Origin of the sequence: Sphingobium sp. (assembly GCF_035511395.1) — a bacterium.
GTDB lineage: Bacteria > Pseudomonadota > Alphaproteobacteria > Sphingomonadales > Sphingomonadaceae > Sphingobium.
On the sequence record NZ_DATKFP010000091.1, the window covers coordinates 21,419 to 35,741 of the forward strand.

9 protein-coding genes, 1 tRNA gene and 1 pseudogene are annotated in these 14,323 nt (G+C 56.2%); 5 read left to right on the plus strand and 6 right to left on the minus strand.

Annotated features, from left to right (window positions below; genetic code table 11):
* Positions 1–94 precede the first annotated feature (94 nt).
* Positions 95–169 (plus strand) — tRNA-Gln (locus VMR39_RS05400).
* 403 nt (positions 170–572) lie between these two features.
* Here the strand turns inward: VMR39_RS05400 and VMR39_RS05405 are convergent.
* Positions 573–1,484, minus strand: a complete 912-nt coding sequence (locus VMR39_RS05405) for a hypothetical protein (RefSeq protein ID WP_325414978.1) — start codon at positions 1,482–1,484, stop codon at positions 573–575.
* Between the two features lie 126 nt (positions 1,485–1,610).
* A complete protein-coding gene (locus tag VMR39_RS05410) occupies positions 1,611–2,519 on the minus strand; it encodes a glycosyltransferase 61 family protein (RefSeq protein WP_325414979.1) in 909 nt (302 codons plus the stop codon).
* A gap of 208 nt (positions 2,520–2,727) precedes the next feature.
* Here VMR39_RS05410 and VMR39_RS05415 point away from each other — a divergent pair, with 208 nt between their 5' ends.
* The gene (locus VMR39_RS05415) at positions 2,728–3,855 is read left to right on the plus strand and encodes a hypothetical protein (protein ID WP_325414980.1); all 1,128 of its coding nucleotides are present in this window, start codon (positions 2,728–2,730) and stop codon (positions 3,853–3,855) included.
* Positions 3,856–3,964: 109 nt separating this feature from the next.
* Here VMR39_RS05415 and VMR39_RS05420 read toward each other — a convergent pair whose 3' ends face one another.
* Together VMR39_RS05420 and VMR39_RS05425 are read right to left on the minus strand one after the other, a co-directional pair.
* A complete protein-coding gene (locus tag VMR39_RS05420; RefSeq protein WP_325414981.1) occupies positions 3,965–7,207 on the minus strand; it encodes a glycosyltransferase in 3,243 nt (1,080 codons plus the stop codon).
* Between the two features lie 506 nt (positions 7,208–7,713).
* Entirely contained in the window at positions 7,714–10,200 is a 2,487-nt protein-coding gene (locus VMR39_RS05425) for a hypothetical protein (RefSeq protein ID WP_325414982.1), read from the minus strand.
* A gap of 275 nt (positions 10,201–10,475) precedes the next feature.
* Between VMR39_RS05425 and rfbA the strand changes: the two genes are divergently transcribed.
* From rfbA to rfbD, 3 genes are read left to right on the plus strand one after another with little or no spacing between them, the layout of a single operon-like run.
* Positions 10,476–11,360, plus strand: a complete 885-nt coding sequence (rfbA, locus tag VMR39_RS05430) for a glucose-1-phosphate thymidylyltransferase RfbA (RefSeq protein ID WP_325414983.1) — start codon at positions 10,476–10,478, stop codon at positions 11,358–11,360.
* Entirely contained in the window at positions 11,357–11,902 is a 546-nt protein-coding gene (rfbC, locus tag VMR39_RS05435) for a dTDP-4-dehydrorhamnose 3,5-epimerase (protein ID WP_325414984.1), read from the plus strand. The genes rfbA and rfbC overlap by 4 nt, the downstream gene beginning before the upstream one ends.
* Entirely contained in the window at positions 11,899–12,756 is an 858-nt protein-coding gene (gene rfbD / locus VMR39_RS05440; protein WP_325414985.1) for a dTDP-4-dehydrorhamnose reductase, read from the plus strand. Before rfbC ends, rfbD begins: the two co-directional genes overlap by 4 nt.
* Before the next feature lie 74 nt (positions 12,757–12,830).
* On the opposite strand, the gene VMR39_RS05445 is transcribed toward rfbD, so the two are convergent.
* A complete protein-coding gene (locus tag VMR39_RS05445) occupies positions 12,831–13,985 on the minus strand; it encodes a glycosyltransferase family 1 protein (RefSeq protein WP_325414986.1) in 1,155 nt (384 codons plus the stop codon).
* 92 nt (positions 13,986–14,077) lie between these two features.
* Positions 14,078–14,323 (minus strand): annotated as a pseudogene (locus tag VMR39_RS05450) (ABC transporter ATP-binding protein); the annotation flags it as partial.

Here is a 14,323-nt window from a genome sequence, read left to right on the forward strand (position 1 = left end):
GCGCATATTGGCGTCATCAAACTATCATGACTAGGCTTTCCTTTCCCGAATCACACGTTATATGGCGACCGCGTCGACGCTTCGTCGACCATGCTGGGGCGTAGCCAAGCGGTAAGGCAGCGGTTTTTGGTACCGCCATGCGCAGGTTCGAATCCTGCCGCCCCAGCCAATTATATTCTTCATTATTTCCAATGCATTGCGGCGGTCTTTCGCGTGGCTTGGTGGCAAGTTCGAATGACGAATTTGGATCCCGATCGCGCGCCATTGATCGAGCTTTGGGCGATAAGTGCCGCTGTAAAATGCGATGCACCACACAAGCTCGGTCAACCGAGCCGCATGGTTTTGCCAATGCGCTGTCCACACGCCCGTTCGAACGGTCAGATCATCGCCATCAATATGTTGCCGTCACAATGATGGAGCTGATGAAGATTCCGGCCCCGACATTCTGGCCAGCCGGAAACCGGCCATAGGCCGGCTTCCTGTCAGTGAAAGACGCAGCAAAAAGCCCATCGGAGGCATCAGCATCGGCGGCTTTTTTCGGTTGAGCGAAAATAGGCCTGTATAGACCGCTCTCAGCGATCAACCTTCACGTCATCGAAATAGACAGTCTGGTGGCCAGTCGCGTCGGCGCTTCGATAGCTGCCCAATTCGAATCCGAGTTGAGGACTGACACCGTACCGATCAGGGTCGAAGCCCCATTCAACTGGCTTGTCGAAGCGCTTCTGGTCGTTCATCCAAAAGCCAATGCGGCCACCCATATCGCCGGCGCGATCTATCGATTGAAGCACAAAGGAGAAATTATTCCAATCGCCTTTGTGGATTTCGCCGCGGTAAAGCACGCCCTTGTCCCGCGTGTCATAATAATAATAGGACTGAGCTTGAGGGCTACGCACCGCAACGATGAATTCCTGGATGTCAGGCGACTTGTTCTTCCGTCGCGATACGGGCACGATCCGCAACGATAGGATAGGGCCGCCGGGATTGACCTTACTTACCTTGTTGACCCGTCCCGCAACCTTGGGCTGCAATATCTGGAAATGTATCATTTGATGCAGCGGCGTATCGTAACGCGGGTCAAACTTCATGGCGAAGCTGATACGCGCGATGCCGCCTCCGATCCGCAGCCGGCCCTGTTCGCCGCCCGGCAAAGGTTTATAGTGCGACCAGAAGCTGTACATTATTTTGTTCTTTGCCGCGCCTTTTGCGCTGGGGTCCATCGAGACGCGCAGGCAACCGGGTGGCGTATTACACCCTTGCGATACCACCTCTGGTCGATCGACCGCCTTCGTCCCCTTATCCACAGTGGCCCGAAAATCCGCGCCATTTCGCGCGTCCACGATCGTGTTGGAGTCTCGCGAGAGCATGCTCTGCCCCTCGTCGAAATCCACTGAGAGACGACGCCGCGGCTCCGCAGATACTGGATTCATGACTGCAACTGTCAGCAATAATATCACCACTTTCTTTATATTTTGTGCGCGAGCCATTTTGCGATCACCCTCAAATTGACCTGAACCGCGTCAACGTGTGATGCGCCCTCGTCGATCCATTAAACCTAAATTACAATGGAGGCATAAGTCACTTGATCCAGAAGGCAAAAACCGATCCTGCGCTCATCGGTCCAACATTTGAATAACGGATGCGACATCATTCAAGCGATATCGGGAGTGTGACCTCTCTCCGCTTATTTTTTCCATTTCTAAAAAGTGGACCCTCTGATCAAAACCCTTTGCATCCGCGATCAGATTAAAATTATTATTAATAATATTTCCTCTCGTAAATATGTCAACTCTAGCTGCCACGTTCTTGATAAGAATAAGGAGATGAAATGCAGATCCCTCAAACCCTGCGATTCTTTCTGCTGAAGATAAGGCGTCAATCTGTTCGTCTATAGAGTGCAATTGAGAATGAAAGATCGTCCACCCCTTATCTTTTAAGTAATACTCAATTTCCGGCTCATTATCCACACCACCAAGGCCATTCGAAAGAAAAGATCTCGACAACCACAATTTTGTGCCGCGCCTGACATTATTCTCATATTTCCCAAGAAATTCCTGGTGATAGCCCTTAAAGAATTTACCTATCGAAAAACCACAATCGGGCACAATAATTTCCATCGCCTGGGAAATTTCACTAACAAATATCTGATCGTTTTTAATGTTAATAACGCTCATAAGATCTCTATGCCATGATTTCATCTCCCTCTCCTTGATCCATACTATCGGATAATCTGGAAAAATATCGCACACATGGAGACGTGACAACGATTCCAGCAAAAAATGACCGAAATGATTATAAAGATAACCACCAAATATTACAGGACAATCAATCTGTGACGAAATAATCCTTCCATCCAAAGATAACGGATAAACAAATCTCTTTCCATCCCTAAAGAATGTTGAATCATCTATAAAATTCTTATCTTTATCATATAGCCCGCCAATCAACGATCCGGGATGACCGTTCTTTTTTACTCTAACAGGCGTCAAAATGGCTTCTTCGATTTTTTTAAATTTTCCCATAAATCACCATATTATATTTAGAAATATACTGCGATGTCGTTTCAAATCATGCTTTCGATAAAATTATCTCAACGCCTACCTAAATTGAGTTGGCGGATGCTTTAATTCATATCGATTCTGTCGCGAGGCTTACGCTTCCGGTAAATCTGTATAGTAATTTCTGCATCTTATCCCTACTCATCGGCCACCCGAAAACGGAGACCGATCCTTGGCAAAATTCATCGTTCACATCGGAGATGGCAAGTGCGGAAGCTCTGCAATCCAGGCCGCACTGTTCGATGCCCAGGCCACTCTCCATCAAGCCGGCCTAGCCTACACATCCCATCACCGGACGAGCGGCAATTTCTGCATGGGTACGCTGCTGGGCAAATCGACGCGGGGCAATGACGTGCATCAAAAGGCCTTTGCTCGACAGACGATCGCCCAGTTGCAGGCGCAGTTATCTACAAGCGATTATATCGTTATTTCTTCCGAAGCTTTTCTGACGCTTGGCCCCGAACAGGTTGTGACCATTCTGCAGATGATCACGCCAGACATCGAGCGCATCGATGTAATTGCTTATGTTCGTGATCCGCTGGGCATGTATTTGTCACTTGCCCAACAGGCAATCAAAGCAAGCTATCGGTTCCCCCGACCAGACACCTATGCTCGTCCCTTGGACCAACTCCTTGGTCAATGGCAGAGCTGTCCCAAGATCGACAGCGTTACCGTGCGCATATTCGATCGAAAAAAGTTGATCGGTACCAATGTCGTCGCCGATGTTGAGCAAGTTCTCAAGACCCTAACTGGAAAGCAAGGCTTCCATCTGGAACAGATCAACGAGAACAGTTCGCTCTCTGCAGAACAAATGGTTGCGCTTCAGGATTATCGCCGGCGGTTTTGCCATGAGATCGACGGAAAATCAGCGCCACGCAGTTCACGCCTCATTGATTTTTTCACCACCATGAATGAAGCCGGCCTTGTCGGAACCAAGCCGCAACTTTCACCGGCTGCTGCAACGCTGATTGTGCAAGGCAATGCCGACATCATTCAACGACTGAACGATCGATATGGTTTTACGATGGAATGTCGGGCAGCCTTGTCAGATGAAATACCCCAAAATAACAATTGGGCCCATATCTCAAGCATTCTTTCCGAGGTTCGATCAGATTACGTCCATCATCTGAAAATGCTGGTGCCAGGCTTCAATCCGGCCCTAGAAAATGGAAACATGGAAAAAGCTCTGCGCTCCATGCATAAGCTGATCGAAATGGAACCGAAGAAGAAAGACGCCATCGAGCGAGCAGCAACGGTTTACTGGAACACGGAAGCTATCGCAGGAATTACTTCTTCCTGATTATATCCCGGCATTTAAATTACCATATCTATGAATGATAAATAGAAGCAACTATGGCTGCTTATCCGTTTACTCTCCCTTGATCATGTCGAGAAATAACTCATACACCCTATGCCGCAAAGTAAGCCTCTATTCGCGCCCGCCAGCAAGCGATGCCGGTCTGATCCAATTCCGGCCGGTCGATCTGATATTCCGCGATACGAAAACCGTCCCGTGCATAATGATCGGCATCGTCCCCTGGAAAAACGTCCCGCCAACGGGCGGCGTAGCTATAGCGATTGTGGGTGATAAACCGGCCGCGCCCTTTGGTCCGCCCCTCATGATGTGTGACCGTCGAGCCGGCGACATATTCGAAGACGTTGCCTCCATGGCCCAGACGATAGCAGAGGTCGATATCCTCCTGCCCATTGATGAAGACAGTGTCGAAGCCGCCGACCGCGGCAAAATCCGTCGCGCGCATCGCGAAACAAGCGCCGGTGATCGCACGGAAGCGACGATTCTGTGCCACCAAAGGGGAATCCGCAGCCTCATCGACGTAGATGGGATAACCGAGCGGCGTCTTGCCGGAGAAAACCACGCCCACGCACTGCACACGACCGTCTGGATAGAGCAGCTTGGGCTGCGTACCCATGATCTCGGCATTTGCCAGCGGCGCCAATAAAGGTTCCAGCCAGCCCGACTGCACTTCGGTGTCGTTGTTGAGAAATACGACCCGAGCGCCGCGCGACGCTGCAAAACCGATGTTGTTGCCCAGCGAAAAGTTGAGATTGTCGAAATTGTGGATGACCGTCACTCGACCGTCTCGAGCGGCCCAACTGTCCAGCAGGCCGGACGTTTCTTCATCGCTGGCATTGTTCACCATGATGATTTCGATCTTCGCCCAACCGCAATGGCGGACCAGTGCGTTAAGGCATTTGTCGGTCAAGGAATATTGATTGTAGACGCAAACGATGATCGACACGAGGTCGGGGTCGCGCTGCACGGCCTGGCCGCGTAGGCCGTGCCAGTCGATGACCATCTGGTTAAGCGACTGGAAGCGCCTTTCCGGACCGACGCGATACTTGCTGACGTCCATCGGTTCGCCGACCGACGCGGCATGCCAGGCCGGGACCGTTGGTACGGCAATGTCCTCATAGGCCTTCGCAGACAGGGCGCGTAACGCCTTCATCCTGCCTCCTCCGAAAGCGGCCTGCACCCGGCGGGCATAGTCGGGATGGCGCTGATTGACGATTTCCATCGCCGTTTTTATCAGCCCTTCCTTCTCCGCCCCGAAACTCGCAGTGCGCTGGTGGAAAACATAGGCGTGCGGTGAGATGAAATTCTTCCAACCAGCCTTCAGCGCCCGCATACAGAAGTCATTTTCCTCGCCATAGCCGCGAGGGAAGGCTTGCTCGTCGAACAGCCCGATATGATCCATCAGGTCGCGACGAATATACATGCAGAAGCCGTTGCCCGTCGGCACCTCGATCGGATCGGATGCCCCGGTGAAGCCGATGACCCGCTTCGCCCATTGGTCATGGGTCAGGCCCTCGGGAATGGGGTTTACGACATTGGCCGTGGGGAAGGAGAAGGCGCCCGAATTGTCACCCATCGCCGTCACCGTGCCCGCCTTCGGCGTGCCCAGCGCGATCTTCTGGATCCCGTCGATCCAACCATCGTGAACGATGGTGTCGCTGTTGAGCAACAGGATGTCATCCTTGTCCGCCCAATTGATGCCCCGGTTGATCGTCCGGGTATATCCCATATTTTGCGGGTTCACGAGCAGGTGGAAGCCCTGATTACGGGCGAAACTCTCCAGCATCGGCTGCACCCGCTCATCGCTGCTGCCATCATCTATCATCAGCACCCGGTGCCGGGTGAGATCGGTCTTGGCGAGCACGGAACTGAGGCAACGCTCGACGGCGTCAAGCGCGTTGTAGACCGGCACGATAATGGTCAGGCGACGGCCCGCATCCGCGCGGAGCGGCACGGCATCGGCCAGGATCGCCGACAGGGCCTGACGCAGATTGTTGCGCAAGGCGATCGGTGCAAACTGACGTATGATCTTCTGCCGGCCGGCCTCGCCCATGGTGGCGATCAGATCGGGATCCTTGCAAAGCGTGTTGACGCGCGCCAGCACCGCGTCAACATCCTTGTGGCCCACTAGGAAACCGGTCTGACCTTCGTCGATCAGTTCAGGCACGGCGCCCCAGCGGTAGCCGATCACGGGACGGCGCGCTGCTTGCGCTTCGGCCACGGTACGACCGAAGGACTCGGCGAAATGCGACAGGGTCAGCACCACATTGACCTGCGCCATCGCCTCGGCCGGGCTATTGGCATAGCCGGCAAATTCGAGATTGCCTGGCAGCCCTCCAGCCTTCAGTTCAGCGACATAGTCATTGTCCGGTCCGATGACACGGAAGCGGGCGTTCGGGATGCTCGATTCTGCCTTGCGCGCGACTTCCACGAAATCGGCAATGCCCTTCTTGGGGATATTCGAACTGACGATGCCGAAGACGATCTTCTCACCAACCCTGTTAGGCATGTCGAGCAGGTCGACCTTGGCAACATTGGGTACATGGAAGCTGCGGCGGCTGAATGCGAACAGTTTCTGGGTCGCGGCCGAGTTGGCGATCACATAGTCAGTTTGTTGCAGGATGCGATCGATGATGCCCTTCGCATCCATTCCCATGCGAGCGCAGAGATGTTCATCATGATCGATCAGTTCGCGGGCATGGATCGCGGTGAGACGACCCGCGCGCCGGCCAGCGATGAGCGGGTCGACCAGCACGATCGTATTGCAATAAACGAGGCTGATATTGCACTTTTCGATGATGTGCGTGAAATCCTCGATCGACGCCTCATCGGGCTTGCGATTCTTCGACCACTGGAAATAAGGGAAAGAAAACAGACCGCTGCTTTTCTGGCGCAGCATCTCGATATAGTCGGAATTCCCCTCGCCGGGGATGGTGACATATATGTTGAGCCGCATCTGCGCGAGCGCCTCAAGCATGTCGAGGAAGCTGCGTTCACCGCCGAACATGTGCGCATTGCCCTCATGCGCGCAGAGGAGGACGGAGGGCGCGTCGTCAATAACGGCAACGTCACCCTGCTTCCATGATCGGGGATCGAGTGCGCGACGGCGTGGTTCGAGCTTCCGCCCCTCCCTCATGCCATTCTTGGCATAATGGGCAAGAGGATTGACCCCCGCATTCTGCACGTCGGGATTGGCCTCAAGATAGGCATTGCTGCTGAAATGGGGAGATGGATTGCGGCCCAACCGCGCACCTAACCACAGATAATGTTCGACAGGATCCATCTGGAGAATATGAACGTCCTGATAGGTGTTGAGATACCAGGCCTGGTCGAACAAGTTCGACTCCTTGATCCTCGCGACATCCTCTGCGGATACCACACCGGCCAAATTCACATTCTTCACCATTTCCCCCTCGCACCACGGACAATCAGCCAAACGGCTCTTCAGTGGCCTCTCCCATGACCCCGATTATCTCAGCGCAAATAAACCTGCGCCTGCCATTAGCATCTTATGAACCGGCGCAACCTGACCATAACGGCATGATAAAGCAAGTGCAAAAATTACTAATATTTCAAATACCCGTAAATATCCAGTGTATATTTTATCAAATTTCAGCGCATCATCAACGATGCTTCCGTCGTTCTATATAATCTCACTTCAATTTGGCTAAACTACAATGATAATATGATGTAAATTAGACGGCATAAACGAGTATTTTATTATAATAGGTCTACATTTTACTCAAAGTACAGCTCGACTAATTAATTACAGCAACACCGACAACGCTGTTGGACCATATTGTGAGGTAGGTCGGATCGACCGGAATAAAGCGTTCGCCTGCTTCAACGCCTGGGGGACGATATTCCAGCCCGCAATGCTTCCATGGCCGCATTCGGTGCCCGGCCTTCCCTTACGCCATGACGAATATAATGGCGGTAAGGGTCGACTTCACGGTCGCGCAAATCGTCATGCGCAGCGACATACCATATGGGGTCGAAGCTGGCATGGTCGAGCAGGATACGGCGCTGCCGTTCCAACGTCTTCCTGCGCGTGAGAGTTGGAAATGGCAGCACCGCCTGCGCAAGCAAAGCATGAAGAGTTGCCAGAAATTGGCGATAAATCTGCTCGCCGGTCTGACGCGCGCCCTCCGCAGCGTTCTGGCGAGCCTCCATATCCTCCCGGCTCGCAGCGACAACCGCGCTCAGCATGTGCTTTTGTTGCTGCAAATCGTCGAGCGCAGTCGCCAATGACTGGAGCGCTGAACCATGTTGCTCCTCCAGTTGAACCACGCGCGCATTCGTCTCATTCAGGGCGACGGACGCCACGTCCAGCGCAACCGTCTTTTCCTGCAATGCAGCCGCGAAATCCTGCATCACATCAACGAAGCGCCTTTCATTGTCCGCATGCTCACCGATCCGACGTCGAGCATCTGCAAGCGCATAATTGACATGGGTCAATTCGCCTTCTCGACCCGCCAGCAATTCGGTGATGCTCGCAATCTCGTTAAAGCGGACTTGGACATTCTGTTCCGCGGCAACCCGCGCCGCTTCCAGGGTCACGGCACGGGCTTGCTCCGTCGCCAGCTTCTGGTTCAGTTCCGTCGAGGCGGCCTCCTGCGCAGCGCGCTCGGCCTCAGCTCGCTGCTGCACGGCAGCCAATTCCTCGCCCGCCTGCTCACTTTCAAGCTGGCGCTGACGCAATGCACTTTCCGTTTGCGCAAGTTCGTGCCGCAGTGCCCTCTGCGCAGCATCACCTGCTATCCGCGCATCCTGCAATTCCGCTTTCAACTGCTCGATTTCCGATTCCCATTGCTGGGCCAGTTGCTCGGTCTGGGCGATCTTGACTTGATGATCACCGGCAGCCTTTTCGGCATCCGCCAGAACCGCTCCCAGACTCGCGAGTTCGCGTGCGCTCTCCTCCAGCGCCGAATCCTTGGCGAGCAGGTCGCGATTCAATCCCGCGATCACCTCGTCCCGCTTGTTCAAAGCAGTTGCAGCAGACGCAGAGTCCGCGACGGCAGCTTCATACTGCGCCTTCAGGTCACGCAGCCCGTCCCGCTCCTTTTGCGTCGCCAGGTGCCGCTGCTCCAGGGCCGTCTTTGCCTGCTGGATTGCATCAGCCCGCTCCTGAGCAGCCACAGCCCGAGCCTCGATCTCGACTTGCGCGGCCTTCATCTCGTCACGCTGCTGCCGGCCCTGCGCAACAGCAGCTTCCAGTGACTGTGCTTTTTGCCGCAGTTCCTCGCGCTCCTTCTGCACCGCTCGATGCTCTTCCTCACTGTGCTTAAGCGCTTCCGTCGCCTTGGCCTGCTCCAGCAGCTTGTCACGCTCCTGCTGAAGCTGCGACACCCGCGCGAAACGCTCCTCATTGTCCTTCGCGAGCGATCCAAACGCGTTTACACCAGCCGTGTAAGCCCCGCTGACCGTATCAAGCGCATCGCGGCCGTCGGCGGTCTCGCCATTGGCAGCGAAGTCCAGCAATGTCTGATAGGTGGCCTCAACCCATTCGGCCGCATAGGTCAGCGCGCGCAGGCCCTTCACATCATCGCGATGATGCCGCATGCCACTGGACAGAAAGGCCGCCATTTCGCGACGCACCTTGTCAGAATTGCGCGGCCAGTAGACACCCAGCGCCTCCTGCGACCGTTGGACGAAGCCAGCCTGATCCTCCAGCAAGTCGTCGTAGGTGGTGAAAAACCGCCGCAACCCGCGCGTGCCGCGCTCGCCGTCCAGGGTGTAGCGTAACCAGAGCAATATGCCCTTGGGCATCAGGAATTTGTTGCGCCGCTCCAGCGACCGGGCCACTTCGATAGGATTGCGCAACGGATGAATAACAACCGGCTCGATACCCAACTCTTCAAGAATATCGCGCCAAAATGGCATGAGTAGAGAAAGTCGTGGATCCTTGAAGACAAATAATGGCGCGTCTCCAAACTCGCTTCGCACCAGTTCGATGGCGCGATCCCGGAACCGCTGAACCACAGAGGAACGGAACCATTGCGGGTTGAATTCCTGCCACTCGCTCCATTCGGACCCGCCGGAAACCAGTATTTCCTCGTTCAGATCCTTGATCGGCTTGGATTCCCAATATCCGGCCGAATTCCACTGGTCCGCGCCGATCAGCTTGGGCGGCATCTCGCAACCCAGAAGGTTGAGCGTGCGCGACAAGGCACTGGTGCCCGAACGATGCATCGCCACGACCAGCACGGCAGTCCGCTTCGCCTGTGCATGCGCATCTGCGCGCTCGAACCCGGCGCCTTTGGCCAGGGATTCGCCAACGATCTTACCGTCCGTTGCACCTGCAACTGCCGCCGACGCCATATTATCCACTTAATGCCCGCCTCTCAGCCCCTGATAGAGCATCATCTCTGACTCCAAAGCCCTGCATGTCAATGATAAACCCGGCACTTCCGTCGCATGGGAATGAAAGTGCCGATACAGGCGGGATTTCCATCGACATGATATCGCAGCCGTCAGACAAATATTGAAACATGCCCCTGCAGAATGTTGCATGTCCATATCGCAGATTTTTGACGCACCGCAACATCGCCTTGCAATCGCTTCCTCCGCCATTTACACCCCCGATCCTTCCACGGGAGGCAGATGTGCGTAAGGGAATAATATTGGCCGGTGGATCCGGCACCAGACTTTATCCGCTGACCAGGGGCGTCTCCAAGCAGTTGATGCCCGTCTATGACAAGCCGATGATTTATTATCCGCTTTCGACACTGATGCTTTCCGGCATCCGCGACATCATGATTATCACTACACCGCATGACGCGCCATCTTTCCAGGCCTTGCTGGGAGATGGCAAGGAACTTGGCATTTCGCTGTCCTACGCCGTGCAACCCGAACCCAAGGGACTAGCTCAAGCCTATCATATTGGCGCGGACTTCGTCGGCAGCGATCCGTCCACGCTCGTTCTGGGCGACAATATCTTCTATGGCCATGGCCTGGTCGAATTACTGAACCGCGCGAGCCAGCGCGACGGGGGGGCAACCGTGTTCGGCTATTATGTCGGCGATCCGACCGCTTATGGCGTCGTATCCTTCGACAAGGATGGCCGTGCTGAAACGATTGAGGAAAAGCCCGCTCAACCCAAATCCAATTATGCCGTCACCGGCCTCTATTTCTACGATGGTCGCGCGGTAGACATGGCCCGCGACCTCGCTCCATCCCCTCGTGGCGAACTGGAAATCACCGACCTCAACCGCCTTTATCTGGAGGAAGGATCGCTCTCGGTCGAGATCATGGGCCGGGGCTATGCCTGGCTCGACACTGGCACCCATGGATCGCTTCTCGACGCTGCCCTCTATGTCCGCGTGACCGAGGACCGTCAGGGCTTGAAGATTTGCTGTCCCGAAGAAATCGCGTGGCGGCAGGGCTTCATCAACGACGGCCAGCTTGAGGCGCTTGCCTCGCCTCTACGAAAGAGCGGCTACGGCAATTATCTGATGGACCTGCTGAAAGGTAAGGGCGCGATTGCATGAACGTCATTGAAACGGCCATTCCAGGCCTTGTGATCATAGAACCGCGCGTATTCGGCGACGATCGTGGCTTCTTTTACGAGAGCTACAACGCAAACACCTTCAAGGCGGCCGGCCTCGATCTCAATTTCGTACAGGACAATCACAGCAAGTCGGCACGCGGCGTCCTGCGCGGGCTGCATTTCCAGAATCCCAATCCGCAAGGCAAGCTGGTACGCGTCACAGCCGGCCGGGTCTGGGACGTGGCAGTCGATCTTCGCAAGTCCAGCCCGCATTTCGGGAAATGGGTGGGCGTCGAACTTTCCGCCGCAAACAAGCGGATGTTCTGGGTGCCGGAAGGCTTCGCCCATGGCTTCGTCGCCTTGGAGGACGGCACCGAGTTTCTCTACAAATGCACTGCCACCTATGACCCGTCTGCCGAGCATTCGCTAATGTGGGATGATCCGACGGTCGGCATCGAATGGCCACTAGAAGGGCTGGAGCCGCAACTGTCGGGCAAGGACGCGGTCGGCAAGTCGCTGAAAGAAATCGAGGCTTTTGCATGAAGGCGCTGATCGTTGGGGCCATGGGCCAACTGGGACGGGGGTTGCAGGCTACTGCTCCGGCCGGCATGGCCCTGACCTGTGTCGGTTCCAATGAACTGGATATCACTCACGCCGATGCCGTGCGCGCGATGGTTGAGCAGGAAAAGCCCGACCTGTTGCTGAACGCCGCCGCCTACACAGCGGTGGATAGAGCGGAACAGGAGGAAGAACAGGCGCTGGCGATCAACGGCACCGCCGTCGGCACCCTGGCCGATGCGGCGCGCGCAGTGGGCGCGCGGTTCGTACATGTTTCGACCGACTTCGTGTTCGACGGCCGGTCGGGTGTACCCTACACACCCGATGCACCGACCTCGCCACTGAGTGCCTATGGCCGTACTAAACTGGCCGGCGAGCGACTGGCCGGTCCAGATGCGCTGATCGTTCGGACCGCCTGGGTCTACGCCCCCACCGGCGCCAATTTCGTGCGTACCATGCTGCGATTGATGGCCGAGCGCCCCGAGATCCGCGTCGTCGCCGACCAGATCGGGACGCCCACCTATGCGCCGGGTCTGGCGCGTGCGCTTTGGACGATGGCCGGCGCCAATCTCGCCGGTCTGCACCATTATACCGACAGCGGCGCGGCAAGCTGGTACGACTTTGCCGTCGCCATCCAGGAAGAGGCGCTCGCAGCGGGCCTGTTGAGCCAGGAAGCGCGGATCGTGCCGATCCCTACCAGCGACTATCCTACACCAGCAAAGCGCCCGCATTATTCCGTGCTCGACAAGGCCTCGACCTATGCGGCGTTGGGTGGCCCAACGCCGCACTGGCGCGCGAACCTGCGCGTGATGCTGGCCGCAATCGTGGCCGCGGGATAGGCAGAAGCGCAGTTCATCCCGCAGAGCGCGCCATCATTCGGGCTGACATTCGCCTGAACGGAACGACGCGACGCTCAGAGCGCGTCCGGATGCGCCATAGCCTTGTCCGACGCTGACGCCCCCTTCAGTCCCAGGGCATGAAGTAGGGCCAGCACGCTATCGTCCCAACCATCCCCCGTCGACGGTACGGGGTCGGGTTCACGCAACCGCTTCATTATTTCGAGGCCGAGCCCATCAGGCGTCTCGTCTTCAAAGAAGAAGAGGCCCGGCCGTGCCAATTCCCGGAATACCGGCAAGTCGCGGGCCAGCACCTTGCGACCCTGCCGCAGCGCTTCGACGATCGGCAAGCCAAAACCTTCGCCACGAGACGGCATGACCACCAGAGCAGTGCATGCATAAAGAGCCGTCAACAATTCATCCGACGCCTGATCCAGCCAAATGAACCGGCCACTTGTTGCTTCCAGCGACCGCATCCGCTGCTGAAGGGCTTCCGTGCGCCAGCCGGGTCGCCCTACCAGAATAAGATCGGGTGCCTCCCCATCCGCGACCCGCCAAAGATGTGCCATCGCGTCGAGTACGCAATCATGGCCCTTACGCGGCTCCACCGTGCCGACCATCAACACCGTCGGGCGACGTTCGGCACGCGCTATAGCTTCGCGACCCCGCTTGTCCACACCGTGCGTGGGATTACTCGTTTCAACCGCCCCACTCAAAGGTATGACGGGCCGAGCAATTTCGGTCCGACGCGGGGTCCGCCTGACATCGAGCCAATTGTCGAGATCGGCGGCGACCTGCTGGGAAATGCAGATGGCGCTATCAGCCCGACGCGCGACCACCTTTATCCATCTGCGAAAATTTCGTCCCGTGCTGTCTGGAAACCATTCAGGGTTGAGGAGCGGCAGAAGATCATAGACAAGGATGTGGATCGTGGCGCCGCACCGCCGCCAGCGCGCAATCTGGCGCTCATGGCGCGAAAGGCGATGCGCGGCGAGGTCCAGACCCAGAAATATGTCCCCCTTCCCCGCCTGAAGCACTGGCGCGCCAGGAACGGGCAGGGACAGACGCCCCGAGGCAGGATCGAACCCGGCGATACCATAACCCCGCCGCGCCGTTGCCGCGACCGGCAACAAGATGATCTCGCCCAGATCCATGCGATAGAGATGCTGCCAGATCGCGCGAACGGTCCGTTGGATGCCTGTCCCGGCGTCATGCTGGGCAATGGTGGACACATCGACCAGAAGCCTGCGGGGCTTCGCTATTCCGGCAGTTGATCTACCGGCCAGGGAAAGCGCAAAGCGTTCCCATAGCCCCCAGAGCCGGTTCATTCGGTCGCGTGCGCCTGATAATATTCATAGGCCGCATCCATGTCGGTGAAATGGGTGAGCGTTCCGCCCGCCAAGACCGATGCGCGATCACAATGTTCGCGGATATAGGTGTCGTTGTGCGACACCAGGATCATGGCGCGATCCTTGCGCTTCACGAAAAGCTCATCATGGCATTTTTGCTGAAAGCGTGAATCGCCCACCGCAACGATTTCATCAATCAGGAAACAGTCGAAATCGATGGC

Coding starts and splice junctions, on each gene's coding strand:
- VMR39_RS05405 (WP_325414978.1), bottom strand. CDS start 1,484: ATGGCTCGCGCACAAAATATAAAGAAAGTGGTGATATTATTGCTGACA.
- VMR39_RS05410 (WP_325414979.1), bottom strand. CDS start 2,519: ATGGGAAAATTTAAAAAAATCGAAGAAGCCATTTTGACGCCTGTTAGA.
- rfbC (WP_325414984.1), top strand. CDS start 11,357: ATGAACGTCATTGAAACGGCCATTCCAGGCCTTGTGATCATAGAACCG.
- rfbD (WP_325414985.1), top strand. CDS start 11,899: ATGAAGGCGCTGATCGTTGGGGCCATGGGCCAACTGGGACGGGGGTTG.